8 protein-coding genes, 1 tRNA gene and 2 pseudogenes are annotated in these 18,304 nt (G+C 63.8%); 10 read left to right on the forward strand and 1 reads right to left on the reverse strand.

Going from position 1 to position 18,304, the window contains the following annotated elements; translation table 11 throughout:
• Positions 1-156: 156 nt before the first annotated feature.
• The 10 genes and pseudogenes from AC0685_RS11655 to AC0685_RS11700 all read left to right on the forward strand — a co-directional run bounded on the left by AC0685_RS11655 (position 157) and on the right by AC0685_RS11700 (position 17,522).
• Entirely contained in the window at positions 157-1,338 is a 1,182-nt protein-coding gene (locus AC0685_RS11655; protein ID WP_478225464.1) for an acyl-CoA dehydrogenase family protein, read from the forward strand.
• A 210-nt stretch (positions 1,339-1,548) separates the two neighbouring features.
• Positions 1,549-1,674 carry a hypothetical protein gene (locus AC0685_RS11660; protein ID WP_478225465.1) on the forward strand — a complete coding sequence of 42 codons (126 nt, stop codon included), beginning with the start codon at positions 1,549-1,551 and terminating at the stop codon, positions 1,672-1,674.
• Between the two features lie 662 nt (positions 1,675-2,336).
• Positions 2,337-3,592, forward strand: a pseudogene (locus AC0685_RS11665) (IS701 family transposase).
• A gap of 181 nt (positions 3,593-3,773) precedes the next feature.
• Positions 3,774-4,160 (forward strand): annotated as a pseudogene (locus AC0685_RS11670) (helix-turn-helix domain containing protein).
• Positions 4,161-4,699: 539 nt separating this feature from the next.
• Positions 4,700-6,442 (forward strand): hypothetical protein, encoded by a 1,743-nt coding sequence (locus AC0685_RS11675; RefSeq protein ID WP_478225466.1) that lies wholly within the window; start codon positions 4,700-4,702, stop codon positions 6,440-6,442.
• 110 nt (positions 6,443-6,552) lie between these two features.
• A complete protein-coding gene (locus AC0685_RS11680; RefSeq protein ID WP_478225467.1) occupies positions 6,553-7,128 on the forward strand; it encodes a hypothetical protein in 576 nt (191 codons plus the stop codon).
• 304 nt (positions 7,129-7,432) lie between these two features.
• Entirely contained in the window at positions 7,433-10,846 is a 3,414-nt protein-coding gene (locus AC0685_RS11685; protein ID WP_478225468.1) for a helicase-related protein, read from the forward strand.
• A complete protein-coding gene (locus tag AC0685_RS11690; protein WP_478225469.1) occupies positions 10,846-11,439 on the forward strand; it encodes a DUF1643 domain-containing protein in 594 nt (197 codons plus the stop codon). Before AC0685_RS11685 ends, AC0685_RS11690 begins: the two co-directional genes overlap by 1 nt.
• Entirely contained in the window at positions 11,417-14,182 is a 2,766-nt protein-coding gene (locus AC0685_RS11695) for a DUF1156 domain-containing protein (protein ID WP_478225470.1), read from the forward strand. The genes AC0685_RS11690 and AC0685_RS11695 overlap by 23 nt, the downstream gene beginning before the upstream one ends.
• Position 14,183: 1 nt before the next feature.
• The gene (locus AC0685_RS11700) at positions 14,184-17,522 is read left to right on the forward strand and encodes a DUF499 domain-containing protein (RefSeq protein WP_478225471.1); all 3,339 of its coding nucleotides are present in this window, start codon (positions 14,184-14,186) and stop codon (positions 17,520-17,522) included.
• 688 nt (positions 17,523-18,210) lie between these two features.
• On the opposite strand, the gene AC0685_RS11705 is transcribed toward AC0685_RS11700, so the two are convergent.
• Positions 18,211-18,283 (reverse strand) — tRNA-Ala (locus tag AC0685_RS11705).
• Positions 18,284-18,304: the final 21 nt, after the last annotated feature.

The raw sequence follows: 18,304 nt of genomic DNA on the forward strand, positions 1-18,304 counted from the left end.
GGATGGCAGCGCCCGCGTCTTCACGGTTGCTCGGCCTCCGGCGCCACGGACTCCCGGTGCGCAAAGGAGGAGACGATCGAGCACCGGTGGCCTGGGATCGTCGTTGCGAACGTGCGAGTGAGGCAGCGACGGCGACATACATATTTGGAGGACGCCTTGTCCGGATACGCCATACTGTCGGCGGACGAGCTTCGTAAGCGGGCCGAGGACCTGGTGCCGCTGATCGAGTCGAAGGCGCTGTCGGCGGAGCAGAACCGCACCCTGGACGACGAGGTGGTCGAGGCGCTCGCCGAAGCCGGCCTGTTCGACTTGCGCCGGCCGCAGCGCTACGGCGGCCACGAGACGAGCGCGCTCGACACGGGCGACATCGTGTCGATCATCTCGGCGGCCGACCCGTCGGCGGGCTGGAACACGGCGGCGTGGGCGATCGGTGACTGGTTGGCCGCGGCGTTCCCCGACCACGTGCAGGACGAGGTGTTCGCCACGTCCGCCACGCGGATCTGCGTCTCGCTGAGCCCGACGGGGGTCGCGACCGAGGCCGGGGACGGACTGATCGTCAACGGGCGCTGGCATTTCGTGAGCGGCGCGCGGCGCAGCCACTGGCAGGCCATCATGGCGATGGCCCCGGCCCCGGACGGCAGCCAGTGGCCAGTGGCCGCGCTGGTGCCGATGTCGGAGCTGACGATCGACGATGACTGGCACACGTCGGGCTTCGCCGCCACCGGCAGCGTCGACACGATGGCCGAGAACTTGTACGTCCCGCGAGAGCGCACGCTACCGATGGTGTCGGTGCTCCAGGAGCAGTACGCGTCCGAGCTCAACGCCGCCTCGCCCGTGTTCCGCACCCCGATGATCCCGACCGGTGCGGCGGGGTTCATCGGCGTGGCGATAGGGATGGGCCGAGCGGCGCTGGCCGAGTTCCACCGGAACCTGTCGGGCCGGCCGATCACGTTCACCGACTACAGCCTCCAGAGCGAGGCTCCGGTCACACACTTCGAGGTCGCCGAGGCGGCGTTGAAGCTCGAGGAAGCGGAGTACTACGCCTGGAAGATGGCCACTGTCCTCGACCAGAAGGGCACAGCGGGCGAGGCCTGGACACTCGAGGAGCGGATGCACAACCGCGGACGTCTCGGCCGACTCGTGCGGCTGGTCGAGGAGGCCGTCGACGTGCTGGCATCCGCGAGCGGGGGCTCCTCGATCAAGCTGTCCAAGCCGATCCAGCGGATCCGGCGCGATATACACGCGTTCAGCCTGCACGGCCTGATGCACCCGAACACCAATTTCGAACTGTACGGCCGCTCTCTCTGCGGGCTCCCGCCGAACACGCAGTACCTCTGAATCGCTGAGTTCCACGACGCCACTCCACGGCAGGCCTTCGCGCAACTCCACGCCGTCCAGCACGACCGGCAGACCACCGACGTGCCCGAGCCACGAACCGACGGCCAACCCGAAATGCCACTGGGCCGCCTCCCTAAAGAGAGGCGGCCCAGTGGTTACCAACCGAGTCCAGGTCTTGCTACGTGGCGTTGCGTGCGGAGGGTCGCCGTGGTGTCGACCCAGATCTTCGGCACTCTGCTGGGCACGGTGGTCGCCGCACCCTCGGCCGAACGCGAGCGGTGGGTGACCGAACTGAACCGGGCCCTGGTCGGCTACCTGGCCACCGTGCTGGATTGAGCAGCGCGCGTCCGCGCTCTTCCTCGCCGTCGACGGACCGCTGATCCCGATCGGCGTCGCGCGGTACCCGGTGCCGGCGCACCGGGCGACTCGAATCCGCTGCTGGCCCGCCTCCACCTGGCCGGTTGGGCGGTCCCGCGGGCGGGGATGTCCAATTGGATATGCGTCGGTGCCAGCTTCAACGGCCCACTGCACTGGTTCGACCGAGACGACCTGCGAGAACGGTGTGAGTCGCAGCTGGCCTTTGTCAGGTTGCCGAAGGAGGAGCAGGATGCACGCACCGCCGAGGCTCTCAAGCGAATGTCAGAGTTGATGTCTCCAGGCATGACCGGACAATCGCGTTAAGCAGCTCGTGCTCGCCGGCGCTTGGACGGATCGTGGGCTTTCTATTTGCATGCCACGGTTGCGTCCTGGTCGGTGTCGAGGTTGGTTACCTTCGGTCTCGCCCGAGAACAGGAGCCCAACCAGCCCGAAGCCACTACACAGAGTGGCCACAAGCCGACACCTGAGGTGAGTTAGTACTCCAGCCGGACTTCGTGATGTCGTTGGTGGGCTGCCCGTAGACAGGTGCGGCCACCAGTTGATCATGGTCGGTTGTGTGGACTAACCCTGATCGGCTGGTGGCCGCGGGTCCCAGCGTAAACCCTGACCGATGGGCGGTGATGTTTGAGGAGATGATCAGCCGGATCGCCGGCCGGTTCACCCGCGTCGAACCCCGCCGACGAGCACGAACACTGCTGCTCGGGCTGCTGTCGGACCTGCCGGACAAGAACTGCTGGACCATCTCCGAACACGCCGGCGACGACACCCCCGACGGGATACAACACCTGCTGCGCAAAGCGGTCTGGGACGCCGACAAGGTCCGCGACGACCTGCGCGACTACGTCACCGAACACCTCGGCGACACCGGCGCCGTGCTGGTCGTCGACGAAACCGGCGACCTCAAGAAAGGCGTCCACACCGTCGGAGTGCAACGCCAATACACCGGCACCGCGGGTCGCATCGAGAACGCCCAGGTCGCGGTCTACCTCACCTACGCCACCGACACCGGCCACGCATTCATCGACCGAGCCCTCTACCTCCCGAAATCCTGGACCACCGATCCCGACCGCCGCGCAGGCGCCGGAATCCCCGACGACACCGCGTTCGCGACAAAACCCGCGCTGGCGACCACCATGATCGGGCGTGCCCTCGACGCAGGGGTCCATGCCCGGTGGGTCGCCGGGGACGAGGTTTACGGAGCCGACCCCACCTGCGCAAGAACCTCGAACAACGCGGAGTCGGCTACGTTCTCGCCATCGGCCGCGACCGCCGGGTCAGCACTCCAGCAGGCGTGCTGCGCGCTGACGGTGTCGCCGCGAGGATGCCCAAGCACGTCTGGCAACGCCTCTCCGCCGGTGCCGGGGCGAAAGAACATCGCTACTACGACTGGGCTTTCGCCGACATCGACACCGCCGAGCCCGACGGGCACCGGTGGCTGCTGATCCGCCGCCACCGCACCACCGGCGAGCTGGCGTTCTACCGCTGCTACGCACCCGAGCCCGTGCCGCTACGGATCCTGGTTCAAGTCGCGGGCCGCAGATGGACGATCGAGGAATCCTTCCAGACCAGCAAAGGCCTCACCGGGCTTGATCAGCACCAGGTCCGACGGTGGACCTCCTGGCACCGCTGGACGGTCATGGCGATGCTCGCCCACGCCTTCCTCGCCGTTGTCGCATCCACCGAACGAAACCCCAAGTCCTCGACCGGCGGGTGGATCTCGTTGACCTGCAACGAAATCCACCACCTGTTCACCACACTCATCAGCCGACCCGTTCTCGATGCCGCACACCGGATCCGCCGCTCAAGCTGGCGCAGACGCCACCAATACCGAGCCCAGCAAGGCCACTACCAGCGACAATCGATCCACGAATCATGACCATCACGAACTACGACTGGAGTATTAGAACCCCTGAAATAGCATTCTGGCCTGGCATTCTGTCGAACGCCAGGCCAGAGTGCTGAAACTATGAAGAGTTTAACCGCAGCTCAACAGCGATCAGAACCCTTGAGTGGACCTTGGGGGAGCTTATTACAACCCGAAAGACCAGGTCAGGGCCCTGGAACAGCTTCGCGAGAACCGACGTCGGGCAAGCGGCACCGGCCGCGTCGGGCGCGGCAACTCGGCAGCGATCAAGTAGAGCAGCTGATCGCCGGCTACCGGTCCGGCGCGACGGTGTACGAACTCGGTGACCGGTTCGGCATTGAACGGCGGACGGTCAGCAGCATCCTCCATCGGCACGGCGTGCCGATGCGTCGCAGTGGCCTCTCGCCTGAGCAGGTCGACGACGCCATCCACCTCTACAACCTCGGCTGGTCCCCTGGCGCGAGTCGGCGACCACCTGGGCGTCAATCACACCACCGTGCTGAACAAGCTCCGTGAACGCGGCGTTCCCACCCGAGACACCCACGGGCGTCCGCGCGTCGAATCAGATGATGCTCGATGACACGGCGTACAGCTTGTTGACTCGATCAGGTTCGAACGGGGCCGCTGTGGTTCAGGTGGCCGCCGTGATCATGGCGTCGTCGCCAGCCTCACCTTCAAGTTCAACTTCGGAAACATCGTCAACCTCGCCCTCCGGCTCGGAGCCCGGGTGCAAGTCGCGCCACTCGTCGCACCTGCGGTCGTTGATTGGCACAGGTTGGGATCGAGACCTGGACTCCGGAACCTGTGGCGCGGCGCGGGCCCAGCATATAACGGACGAATGAGACGCAATGAGGTCTGACTCAGCGACGAACATCGCAGAATCGAGTCGCACCCGCGAGTGCTCGCGAGTAACTGACTTGACACCATCCAAGATCAACACGGGATCCGGGTTCGACCTCTCGTCGTCCGTATCTGCCCACGCAGGGACGCGGCACCATAGCCCCGATAGGGGCAACCGGCATCGTCCAGAATCACCGTGGCTATGACTGCCGACAGTGTTCCCGACTTGCACCTCCAAGCGCCGCAGCTCTGTCACTGGCAGTCAGTAGCATCCCGGCCATGCCTGACGAGCCGGATGCCACCAAGCGGCTGCCCAACGAGATAGCACTGGGACGTTCTCTCTGGCCTGCACGGGGTGCAGGGTTTCAGGCCTACCTGGAAGCTGCCCGCGAGAGAGGCGAGCACATCCCGGAGCTGCTGCCGACGGCGCCACCAGGCTACTCAACCACGTTCACGGCGGAAGTAGACGCGCCACGCGCCCCCATGCAACCCGGCTGGTATCAGGACGACCATTACGACGTACCCTTGTACATGTGGGTGCACGCACTCGACGAACTTATTCATGACTTCCCCGACGAAGCCGACTTCTACAGCCGGGGCATCGTCTGCTACCGAGCACACTCGGTCTGCACAAACGAGCAAGGCGAACTGGGGCATGCCGCCGCAGCAATTGTCGCATCCTGGACGCCCATCCTTGCACCCGATCCGTCCGTAGTGGCAGCCGATCGCTACGCACCAGCTGCCCCCGTCTACCGGACTCCGAACGTTGGTCCACTGCCTCCTTCGGCGCCCCACCGGATTGGTGTGATCGATGTGGACTATGCCCGCGTCGGGAGCCAGCACCTGCCGGAGAAGTGGGACATCGACGTCGTCGGAGTACTCCTCGTCGAACGCGAAAATGCTCCATCGGAACGGTGGCGGCAGGTCGCGTTCAGAACCTACACAGCCGAGACGATCGGGGAACTGGCCTCGGTCGCGAACGAGGTCGACCTGATCGTGGGCCACAACCTGCTCGATGGCGACTACCGATGCCTGCGGACCTATGCGGACCAGCTTGACCTAGCACCACTGGTGGCCAAGACCGTGGATACCCTGTTCGCCGCTCGCCAGATCGTCTCAGGTGGCCAACGACGCCCAGCCGGCCTGGACCTCACCTCGATCACCATCAACCACGGACTACGCGAGCGCGCCAAGAAACACTCCCGAACCGACGCGCACCGGGGAATCAAAACGGTCCATGACGCCGAGGATCATTGGTTCTTCCAACCCATCTCCGATGACTGCGAGCTCGCATTGGAGGTCTGGCTCAACTTCCTAACCAGCCGCAAGATTCAAGTATCCAGCAACATCGAGCACCCCATTGATGAGGACGACCTGCGCTGGTTGCTCCACCCACCGTTCACTCTCGACACCTACACCGCGCGCCTCACCCAACGCGGAACCGTCTACCAACTCCCAGGCGCGGCCAGGGAAGAATCCGCCGCACGCATCCACCGTGCGATCAACGACGGCACCTTCGTCAGCGATCGCAGAGGAACCGCTGCTACCCGACAGTGCCTGGCCCTCCTGCCCAACGGCGGGCGTTGCCCAGCCCTCACCTATGACAGCCAACCCTATTGTCGAGACCATCGGCGCACACGACTGTGCCGAGGCAACCCAGCGCTCGGCGAACAATGCACTGACACCGTCACAGGCGAGCACTCGCACTGCGACTGGCACCGCGGCACTGCACTGTACGTGGCACAGGGAACTGGCCTGGTCGAGGACTTCCGCGCCATCGTGGACCTTCCCGGCTGGGAGGACATGAGCATCTGGGGATTCGACACCGGCCTGATGAGCTTCTTCGCCCAGCTCCATCAGAATAACACTGCCCCAGGCGCTCCCCCGACAATCTGGCTCAGCGGCATGAATCCCACATATAGCGACGTAGTCAAGCTTCGGGACGCCATCGCCGTAGCTGCGCGCTGCACAACCGATGAAGCATCAAGAGCGCTCTGGAAAGTCCAACATCACCAGAGCTGACGAAGCCCGGAGGTTCCTGGAGTCAGCCGAGCACGACAACGACCCGTTGTACACGGCCCACACCCTTATGTTCGGGTTCGGCAGCGTCCTCAACCTTGCGCTCCGCCTGGGTGGCTCCCCTCGTCGCGCAGGCTGTCGAACTCTCGATCCTTGGCCTCCTCCTCGGCATTCGGTACCTCGCCCTGACCGGGGTGGCACCGGCCCAACTGCGGCCAGCCCGCCGCCTGCTGATCTTCGCCAGCGCGGTCACCCTGGCGCTGAACGTGGGCGCGCCGCTCGTTACAGGCGAGTACGGCAAAGCGGCGTTCGACGCCGTCGGACCACTGCTGCTGATCGGCTGGGCGGAGGTCGAACCGGCCCTGCTCAGGGCGCTGACCATAACAGTTCAGCCGAATGACGCAACGCCCGACGGCGTGAGGCAGATGAGCGCCCTGGCGAGTGACAAACTGAGCGCTGTCGGGCGGACACGCTTCGCAGGACGCTCCGCATCGGCGCTGCCCGCTCCGGGCTGCTCGTCTCGATCATCCGATCCGACTCGCAACGACGATCAGTTCCAGACGAGGTGGTTGAGGGTGGAGTCAGATGATCGACACCTCGAAGCCCCCGACATCGCGGAGGCGGCAGCTTGCGACTCACTTGTCCCCGGATGGTCGGCAGACGCATCGCCCGAACCGCCAGGCTGGTAGCTGGGTCCGGCGTGACCAGCAGTTCGGCGCATCTGTTTGCGGACTTGCGTCGATCTCCGAGGTCAAGGTGCTCGTCTCTGCCCGCTGGCTCCTGACCAGGCGTGACAGGCCACGTGCAGTGGTGTCCGCTGCCAGCCATCGGCCCGTGACCCTCCGGAACTGCTGCCGTCCGTCCTGGTCCATTACCCTCAAGGTCACGTCGCTGGTGCTGGGAACGCCGGCGAACCACGCTGCTGGGGGTGGTAACGCAAGGGCCGAGCCTCTCGATCGAACGTAGGTGGCTGTTTGCGAGGAGGGCAAATAGGTGCGGCTTGAGGAAGTCAAGCCGGGGTTGCGGCTCGAGGGCCTCATACCGGCCGAGGTCATCACCGTCGTCGCGGCGCAGTGGCATGGTGGCGACGCTCTGGAATTGACCTACAAGACCACCGTAGGTGGGCTCGGGCAGCAGGTCGTGTTCCGGAAGGACGAGGGCACGCTGTCGATCGCCCAGGCTGGAAGCCGCGCCTTCGACGCTCCGGCCAGCGAGTTCAAGCTCGTCGCTGAAGCCCAGCGGATCACGCTTGCCGGCCTATTCGACCCCATGCTCGCGGTAGCGACCAGCGACGTCCGGCCTCTGCCTCACCAGATCCGCGCCGTCTACGGTGAGCTACTCCCACGCACGCCGCTGCGGTTCCTCCTGGCCGATGACCCCGGGGCCGGCAAGACGATCATGGCGGGGCTCTACATCAAGGAGCTGATCCTTCGCGATGACGTCCAGCGCTGCCTCGTCGTCGCGCCGGGTGGCCTGGTGGAGCAGTGGCAGGACGAGTTGTTCTTCAAGTTCGGCCTGCGCTTCGATCTGCTGACCAACCAGCTCATCGACGCGAACGTCAACTTCAACGTCTTCGAGACCAATCCACTGTTGATCGCCAGGATGGACCAACTCAGCCGCAATGAGGAGCTGCGGGCGCGGTTGAAGGAGTCCGAGTGGGACCTGATCATTGTCGACGAGGCCCACCGGATGGGGGCGCATTACTTCGGCGGTAAGCTGGAGAAGACGAAACGTTTTCAGCTCGGCGAGCTCCTGGGCGACATCACCCGCCATCTACTGCTGATGACGGCCACCCCTCATTCGGGAAAAGAGGAGGATTTTCAGCTCTTCCTCACCCTGTTGGACCGGGACCGCTTCGAAGGCAAGCAGAAGATCAGCGCCGACACCAGCGGCATCATGCGCAGGATGGTCAAGGAAGACCTGCTCACTTTCGAGGGCAAGAAGCTGTTCCCCGAGCGGATCGCTGAGACCGTTCCCTACGAGCTCACTGCCAGCGAGTACCACCTCTATGAACAGGTCACCCAATACGTCCGTACTGGAATGAACCGGGCGGACAAGCTTGACGGCAAGCGGCGGAACACTGTCGGCTTTGCCCTCACCGTACTCCAGCGCCGTCTCGCCTCCAGCCCCGAGGCGATCTACCAGAGCCTGATCCGCCGCTCCCGGCGCCTGGAGCGCAAGAAGCACGAGATCCTCAACGGCACCTACCAGGAGTCAGAGCCCACGATCGACCTCGATGACCTCGACGCGGACGAATACAACGCCGAACAGGTCGAGGTGCTGGAGGAAGAACTCCTCGACGCGGCCACCGCGGCACGCACCGTGAAAGAGCTTGACGCGGAACTGGTCGAGCTGACCGACCTGACCGCGCTGGCCAAACAGGTCCGCGACCTCGGTAAAGACCGCAAATGGACCGAGCTGTCGACGATCCTGCAGGACAACGCCCTGACTACTGACCACGACGGCTGGCCACGCAAGTTCATCATCTTCACCGAACACCGTGACACTCTCGAGTACCTCCGGGGCCGCATCAGCTCGCTGCTCGGCCGCCCGGATGCCGTCCGCACCATCCACGGCGGCGTGCGCCGCGGCGAGCGCCGGCAGATCACCGAGGAATTCACCAAGAGCCGCGACTGCCAGATCCTCATCGCCACCGACGCCGCGGGAGAGGGACTGAACCTGCAGGCCGCCCACCTGATGGTCAACTACGACCTGCCCTGGAACCCGAACCGGATTGAACAGCGCTTCGGTCGGATCCACCGCATCGGCCAGGAAGAGGTCTGCCGACTGTGGAACCTGGTCGCTTCCAACACGCGTGAGGGCGAGGTCTTCACCCGCCTGCTCGTGAAGCTTGAGGAGATGGGCAAGGCCTACGGCGGAAAGGTCTTCGACGTGCTTGGTGAGGCCTTCACCGACACGCCGCTCCGGGACCTGCTGAAGGAGGCGATCCAGTACGGCGAGCGGCCCGATGTTCGGGCAAGGATGCACAAGGTCATTGACGCCAGCGTCGGCGAGGGCGTCAAGGATCTTCTGGAGGAACGGGCTCTAGCCGCCGAACACCTCGCGGAGGCCGACCTTGCGGCGCTACGTGCCGCGATGGACGAGGCCCGCGCCCGCCGTCTGCAGCCGCACTACATCGAATTGGCCTTCAAAGCAGCGTTCACGCGACTCGGTGGTCGGATCGCCCGGCGCGAACGCGGACGGTACGAGGTCGCCAACGTGCCGGCTCACCTCCGGGCCAGCAAGTACGGGCCGATCGCGACCCGCTACGACCGCGTCACCTTCGACCTGGCCCGAGTCTCGCCGGAAGATGGCCTCGTCCGCGCCGATCTCCTCGCCCCCGGTCACCCGCTGCACGACACGGTCATGGACGAGGCCATCAAACAGTTCGGTGGCGTCCTCAACTCGGGCACCGTGCTGGTGTCCTCGACCCTCGAGGAGCCGCACTTGCTGGTGGGCGTCATCGAGGAGGTCGCGGACGCGACCGGCGCCAGCGTGGCCCGTCGTTTCGGCTACGCCTTCGTCGACAGCCTCGGCACCGTGACCACCGCCGGTCCCGCGCCCTACCTTGACTGTGTCGCCGCCCCCGACACGCCTACCGTCGCGGCGGCTCGCGCCCTGCCGTGGCTCGCGGACGCTGAAGACAAGGCAACGAGCTGGATCATCGCCCACCAGTTGCCGGAGCACCTGGCCGAGGTTCAGCCCCGGCGCTTGGCCGAGCTGACCAGGACACGGACGTTGGTCACCAAGCGGCTCTCGTCCGAAAACGAACGCCTGCTCCTCGAAGCCGCGGTCGCCGCCGAGAAGGAGCAGAAAGGCGAGAAGCCGAGGGAGTCCTCCGACAGTCTCAGCCGTAAGGCTGCTGAGCTCGAGGTGCGACTGCGTCGTCGACTCGCCCTGCTGGACCAGCAGAGCCTCATGTCCACGAAGCCGCCGCTGATCGTCACCGCAGCGCTCGTCCTGCCGATCAGCCTGCTCGAAGACGACCTCCCGGCCAGCGCCCCCATCCACGCCAAGGAGACCAAGGAAGTCGAACGACGCGGCGTTGACCTGGTGCTGGCCCGTGAGCGAGAACTCGGTCGGCGACCGGTCGAGCAGCCGTTCAACAACAAAGGCTTCGATATCTTGTCTACGGCACCGAACGGCGACACCTACCGGGTCGAGGTCAAAGCCCGCCTGGACGGGGCCACGGATTTCTTCGTCACCCACAACGAGGTGATAACCGGCAAGAACGCCGTACCCCGATACCGCCTGGCTCTGGTGCGAGTCGACCCGCGCGGGCCCCAGCACGACGAGGTCCGCTACCTCGACAACCCCTTCGCCACCACCGACCTCGGCAATTTCGAGGCCACCGGAATTCGCGGCGACTGGGCCAAAACGTGGGCCAAGGGCACGGTGCCGTTCTGATGTCGACTGATTCGAGGAGAACTCTTGTCGCGGTTCTGGCCAACCCGCCCCTGACCGATGGCAAGAGGACCCTCCGCCGGGTGGCGATGGCGGCCGAACTGCTCGGCTTCGACGACGTCGCGGTAGCGAACCTCTTCTCGATGCCGTCATATCGGACCGGCGCCATCAACGAACTTGGGATCGACGCGGACGGATGGCTGGCGGCGCGAGCTTCCCTGGAGAACTGCCTCAAGGCCGGCGACGGCGTCCTGCTTGCTTATGGATCCACCTCGCCCTCCGGGGAGGCGCGATTGCAGTTCCGTCAGCAGATCGCATGGCTTCACGGCCGAATCGCCGCCGAAGATCTGCCAACCTGGCACGTCGGCGACGGGCCGAGACATCCTTCGCGGTGGCAACGATGGACCTACCGAGCGCACCCAGATGTGCCTTTCGCAGAGGCTCTGCGCGACAGCCTTGTCCCGGTTCAGGTCGACTACTTTTGGCCGCCCACTAGATTTGAACGAGCAAGTCGCGGTGACGAGACGCCGCTTGGTCGAGCCAGCTCACAGGCTCAGAGGGGCGAGAAGGTAGATGCACAAGCGCAAGTTGATTGAGGTGGCCCTACCGCTGGAGGCTATCAACCGGGAGTCAGCCCGCGAAAAGTCGATCCGGCACGGACACCCGTCGACCCTGCATCTGTGGTGGGCACGTCGCCCGCTTGCGGCGGCCCGAGCGGTGTTGTTCGCTCAACTCGTCGACGATCCGTCGTCGCGGCCTGACGAGTTTCCGACCGAGGAACTGCAGCGCAAAGAGCGCGAGCGGCTGCACAACATCATCGAGCGGCTCGTCGTGTGGGAGAACGTCCGCGACGAGAAACTGCTCGCTGAGGCCCACACTGAAATCCTGAAGTCCACCGACGGCAACCCGCCACCAATCCTCGACCCCTTCGCTGGCGGCGGCACGATTCCCCTTGAAGCCCAACGACTCGGTTTGGAGGTACACGCTTCCGACCTCAACCCGGTCGCTGTCCTCATCAACAAGGCGCTTATCGAGATCCCGCCGAAGTTCCGCGACCAGCCGCCGGTCTTTCCGGGCTTGGCTGATTCCCAGATCCGGCAGTGGCGAGGTGCCGAGGGCCTCGCTGCCGATGTCCGCGCTTATGGCGCGTGGATGCGCGACGAGGCTGAGAAGCGAATCAGTCACCTCTACCCCAAGGCCACTCTCCCGGACGGTACCGAGGTCACCGTAATCGCTTGGATCTGGGCTCGTACCGTTATCTGCCCCAACCCCGCCTGTGGTATTGCGATGCCGTTGGTCCGGTCGTGGTGGCTGGGCAAGAAGAAGGGCAAGGAGGCCTACGTCGTTCCCTCGGTCGTACCTGACCCCATCCACCCTTCCGGGCAGCGGGTCAAGTTCGAGATTGGCCATGACAAGGGGGGCGCGCCAAATCCAGGAAATGACGGAACGGTTGGTCGCACAGGCGCAGAATGCCTTGCATGCAAAACCGCGGTCGATCTGGCGTACGTGCGCGCCGAAGGTTTGGCTGGCAGGCTCGGACAGGAGCTAATGGCGATCGCAGCGGAGGGAGATCGAGCGCGTTGTTATGTAGCGCCGCACCGTGATCACGATGCCGCCGCGCGGATCAGCCGTCCGTCTGACTATCCTGAGGGAGAACTACCCGCTCAAGCCCTTGGGTTCCGCGTACAGGCCTACGGGATGTCGAAATGGGCCGATCTGTTTACTAATCGGCAGTTGGTTGCCTTGACGACGCTCAGCGATCTGGTCGCACAAGTGCAGCGACAGGTTCTCGAAGACTGCGGGAGCGGTGAATACGCTAATGCCGTGGCCACCTACCTTGGCTTCGTCGTGAGCCGTTTGACTGACTATCAGTCGACGATCACGACGTGGGCAAGCAACCCGCAGATGGAAATCCTGCGGAACATGTTCTCGCGCCAGGCAATCCAGATGACATGGGATTTTGCTGAAGGAAATCCGTTTGCTGCAAGTTCAGGAAGCCTCGTCAAGATGACGACGGCTGTGGCGAACGCAGTCGAGCGCCTCCCTGTTGGGCGTCCACCCGTGGTGAGACAAGCAAATGCTCAGGCGGCCGTCATCGAGCGCGCACTTATTAGTACAGATCCACCCTACTACGACAATATCGCTTACGCTGATCTTTCCGACTTCTTTTACGTATGGTTACGACGGTCGTTGCGGCCTATATATCCGGATGTTTTGGGAACAATGCTTGTCCCCAAAGCTGAAGAACTTATCGCCAATCCATATCGCCACGACGGCAGCAAAGGGGCGCGGGCTTTCTTTGAAGATGGCTTTCGTCAGGTCTTCGCAGGAGCTCGAATGGCCGCCTTCGCAGACTATCCGATCGCTGTTTATTACGCATTCAAACAGAGCGATTCGGATGAGTCTGGCGATGCATCCACTGGATGGGAAACTTTACTGGAGGGAATGGTTCGTTCAGGATGGGAGATCACCTCGACGTGGCCAGTTAGAACCGAGGGGAGCGGACGGATGCGGGACATCGGATCGAATGCGCTCGCTTCTTCGATCGTCCTGTCCCTCCGGCCGCGACCGGGGCATGCGCCGACGACAAGTCGGCGAGGGTTCATGGCAAGCCTCGAGGAGGAACTCCCCGATGCACTTCGGAAGTTGCAGCAGGGGCAGATAGCACCGGTAGACTTGCCACAGGCGGCGATCGGGCCAGGGATGGCTGTGTTCAGCCGCTACAGCGGTGTGATCGAGGACAACGGATCGAAGATGACCGTCCGTTCGGCGCTGGCGCGAATCAATGAGATTCTCGACAGGGTCCTAGCCGAACAGGAAGGAGACTTCGACTCGACAACGCGGTTCGCGATCGCTTGGTATCGGCAGCACGGTTACGATGCAGGAAAGTTCGGTGACGCCGACAGCCTCGCACGGGCACGGAACACCAGCGTAGTCGCGATGGATCGGGAAGCGATCTTGACTAGCCGGGCGGGCAAGGTTCAGCTCCTCAAGCCAGCGGATCTATCGTCGGAATACGACATCCTCAAAGACGACCACACCAGCAACTGGGAGGCGCTGCACCATCTGATCAAGGTTGTGGAGCGCGATGGCATCGCCAACGCCGGTGGCTTCCTCCAGGCTTCGTTGAGCCGTCCCGACGGGGCCGTTGACGGTGATCTCGTCAAGGAACTCGCCCACTTGCTGTTCCGCATCGCCGAGGGAAATGGCTGGACTAAAGATGCGCTGAGCTTCAACAGCCTCGTCACGAGCTGGCCCGAGATTTTCGAGGTAGCACGAGCGGTGCAGAAGCCGGTCCAGGAGCAGGGCATGTTCGACTTTATTGAGGGGGACGATTGACATGGCAGTGAGCAACCGCGACCGCATCGGCCAGATGTTCGACTTGCTGGCCCCCAAGTTGGACGCCTTCCTATCTCAAATCCTTGACTCGCAACTCGAGGCCGGTCGCACCTGGGTCGATATCATTACTGCGGTCGACAACAGCGACGGCAGGGAGGTTCACCGTGGTGACCCGTCGGTCCAGCTCAAGCTGATCACCCGGGACTACACGCACCGCTTTCGCCGTAACTGGCGTCCGTTGAACCCCCACTTGAACCGCACGCATCTGGCTTACGCCGCGGAACTCCTACAGGTGCGGCACACGTGGGCGCACATGAGGTCGTTCACTGACGACGACGCGTACCGGGCTCTCGACACTGCTCAGCGTTTCGCGGTCGCGATCGGCGCCGTCGACACCGGTGAGGAGATCGCGCGGATTCGACTCAACCTGCGTCGCGTCACCGCGAACAAGGATGACAAGAAGGTCCTCAAGTCCGCAGTCGACAACCCCGAGGCCTCCGGGCTCAAGCCGTGGCGTGAGGCGCTGCCACCGCACGATGACGTCGCAACCGGCAACTTCCACGCCTCCGAGTTCGCCGCCGACCTGTACAAGGTTGCTACAGGTGGCGAGGTGGACTTGGATTACGCCGACCCCGTGGAGTTCTTCAAGCGCACCTACCTGACCGAGGGCCTACGTGACCTCATCGGCCGCGCGGTGCGCCGGCTGTCCGGTGATGACAACGCCGCACCGGTGATCAATCTGCAGACCAACTTCGGTGGCGGCAAGACCCACTCGATGCTGTCCCTGTGGCACATCGCCGCAGGGCTCCCGGAGGGCGACTTCCCGCAAGACACCCAGGAACTGCTGAGCGCCAGCGGCTATACCGGCGCCAAGGTCAACCGTGTCGCGATCGTCGGTAACCATCTCAGCCCGTCCGGTGCCACCAAGGACGACGGCACCCAGGTCAACACGATCTGGGGCGAACTCGCGTGGCAGCTCGGTGGCGCAGAGGGCTACGCGATCGTTGCCACCGCTGACAGGAACCGGACGCACCCCGGCGACGCGCTCCACGAGTTACTGGCGAAGTACGCCCCGGCAGTGATCCTGATCGACGAGTGGGTCGCTTATGCCCGCTCGCTCGTTGGCCGTGACGATCTCGCTGGCGGTACCTTCGATGATCAATTCACCTTCGCCCAGTCACTTACCGAGACGGCCAAGGGCACCTCGGGCATCCTGCTCGCGATCTCCATTCCCGCCTCCGAGAGCGGCGACGATGACTCGGAGTTCGCGGCTGGCAGCGCCGAGGAGGTCGGTGGCGCCCACGGTCTTGAGGCGCTGAAACGGCTGCAAAACGTCGTACGCCGTGTGGCCGATCAGTGGCGGCCGGCGTCCTCGGACGAGGCGTATCACATCGTGAAACAGCGGCTGTTCAAGCAGCCCGACGCCGCCGGGCTCGCCGCGATCGGCGCGACAGCGCGGGCCTATGTGGAGATGTATCGCAAGTATATTGACGATTTTCCGCGGGAGGCGCGGGACCCGAGGTACGAGAACCGAATCAAGGAAACCTACCCCATCCACCCGGAGCTGTTCGACACCCTCTACGAGGAGTGGTCCTCGCTAGAGCGGTTTCAGCGCACCCGTGGCGTGCTGCGATTGATGAGCACGGTGATTCACGCCCTGTGGACAGGCGAGGACGCCGCGCCGCTGATCATGCCCGCGTCGATTCCACTCGCCACGGCCAACGTGAACGCCGAGCTGACGCAGTACCTCCAGGATTCCTGGAAGACGATTATTGACGCCGATGTGGATGGTCCCAACTCCGAACCTGCCCGCATCGACCGGGAGAAGCCGCTGTATGGCCAGCGAGCTCTGACCAAACGTCTCGCCCGTGCGGTGTTTTTTGGTGCCGCGCCGACTATCGCCCCCGGCTCAGTCCACAAAGGGATCGGCACTCAGCGGGTTTTCCTTGGCACCGCTGTCCCCGGCGACGTGCCCGGCAACTTTCACTCCGCGCTCACCCAACTCAGTGATCGGGCGACCTACTTCTACACCGGCTCCGGAAAATACTGGTACGACCTCCAACCCAACATCACCCGCACCGCCAAAGATCAGGCCGAGCGCCTGCACAAGGAAGATATCTGGGCTGAGATCGTCCGCCGGCTGCAAAGCCAGGCCCGCACTCGCGGCGACTTCGCGGGCGTACACGTTTGTCCAGGGACCAACTCCGACATTCCTGACACGGACGAAGCCCGGCTTGTCATCCTCCACCCGAAGGTCGCTCACAAGCGCGGTACTGAGTCAGCGGCGAAGGAATTCGCCCAAGAGGCGACCGAACAGCGCGGGAACGCCAACCGTACCCATCGCAACATGCTCGTCTACCTCGCGGCCGACGAGGCGCGGTTGGAGGAGCTCGACACGGCGACCCGTGACTACCTCGGCTGGCGCCATGTGCTCGACAACGAGGCAGACCTCGACCTGACCCAGAATCAGAAGAACCAAGCCGCGCAACGCCAGGCTCAGGCCGACCAGACGGTGACCGCGCGCCTGCTGCAAACCTTCACCTGGGCGCTCATCCCCGCTCAGCCCGACCCCGGAGCGCCTTTCGTCCTCCGGGAAACCAAAGTGGAAGGACAGTCCGACGCGTTGGCTGAGCGGGTCTCGCGACGCCTCGGCAACGACGGTGACCTGTCCACTCGACAAGCTGCCGCGACGATCCGCCTGGCTCTGGGCAAAGTGCCGCAAATCTGGAAAGACGGCCATGTCGCCCTGGGCTCGCTCTGGGTGCTTTACAGTCAGTACCCGTACCTTCCGCGTGTTCGTGATCGTCGTGTCCTTGACGAGGGCGTGGTCGATCTGCCGATGATCTGGCAGACCGATGCTTTTGCCCTGGCGACGGGCTACGACGAGGTCGCTAACCGGTACATCGACCTTTGGATCCCGGGCGATGAGCGGCCAGCTCCCCCGACCTCGGATTCACTGCTGCTCGTCCGTCCCGACGCTGCCACCCAACAGCGCGAGGCCGAAGCCTCTGCGACGCCGGGAATGCCCGCTGGGGCTACCGAAAGCACTGCTGAGAAGCACTTCGAGCAGGATCCCGACCACCCCGGCGTCTACCACCGGAAGTTCAAGACCCGCTTCTACGGCGTCAAGACGCTGAGCACTGAGAAGATCGCTATGGACTTCAAAAATATTGCCGAGGAGGTCATCGCCCCACTCCGAGCCGACCAGGGCACGAACCTGACTGTCCGCATCGAGATCGAAGCAACTGAAACCTTCGGCTTCGAGGAGGCCAAAGTGCGAACGGTCTCCGAGAACGCCCAAACCCTCAAGTTCGACCAGGCCGGGTTTGAGGAGAGTTGAGAGTTCAGCAAGATAGGAAGCAGCCCGACGTAGCGGCCACGCCCTCGTCATGAAGGCGCATGGTCCGAATTCGACCCGCATGCGGACCGGATGGCGACGGGATGGCCGCTCGCACCAGGAGGCGGACGACGGCCGCGTTGTGTGTCGTTGAAATGATCTGGCCACTGAGGGGACACCCATGCAGCTGGCGAACAGAAGCGGCTGAACACCAACATGTTCCATGAAGCACACACGATCGGGTGAGTCTTCTCCTTGTAAGGCGCAGTTACGTCCTGGTCGGTGTCGGGGTTGAGTAGCTTGCGCAGCGCAATGGGTAGCGACCGGTTCCGGAACACTCATAGCCGGTCCAGGAGCATGGCCCTCTTCTGGAAAGTGGTGGGTGTGGACGACACAAACCGGAAGCGACACGTGCGTCGTTCCGGCTCCCGACGGCTACGTGTCAGTGACGAACGTCGTGATCCCCCCCCCCCGATGTTGAGAAGCTCGCCAAGGTTCTCATCGATCTCGCGCGAAAGCAGGAGCCCAACCAGCCGCACTCTGCTACACAGAGTGGTCACATGTCGATACCTGAGGTGAGCTAGAACTGTCGAAATAGCACTCTGGCCTGACGTTCTGTCGAACGCCAGGCCAGAGTGCTGAAACTGCGAAGAGTTAAAATCGCAGGTCAAAAGCGATTAGAACCCTTGAGTGGAGCTGAGGGGAATCGAACCCCTGACCTTCTCGATGCGAACGAGACGCGCTACCAACTGCGCTACAGCCCCTGGTGAATCTTGCCCCTCATT

Source organism: Amycolatopsis sp. NPDC043889 (assembly GCF_056435645.1).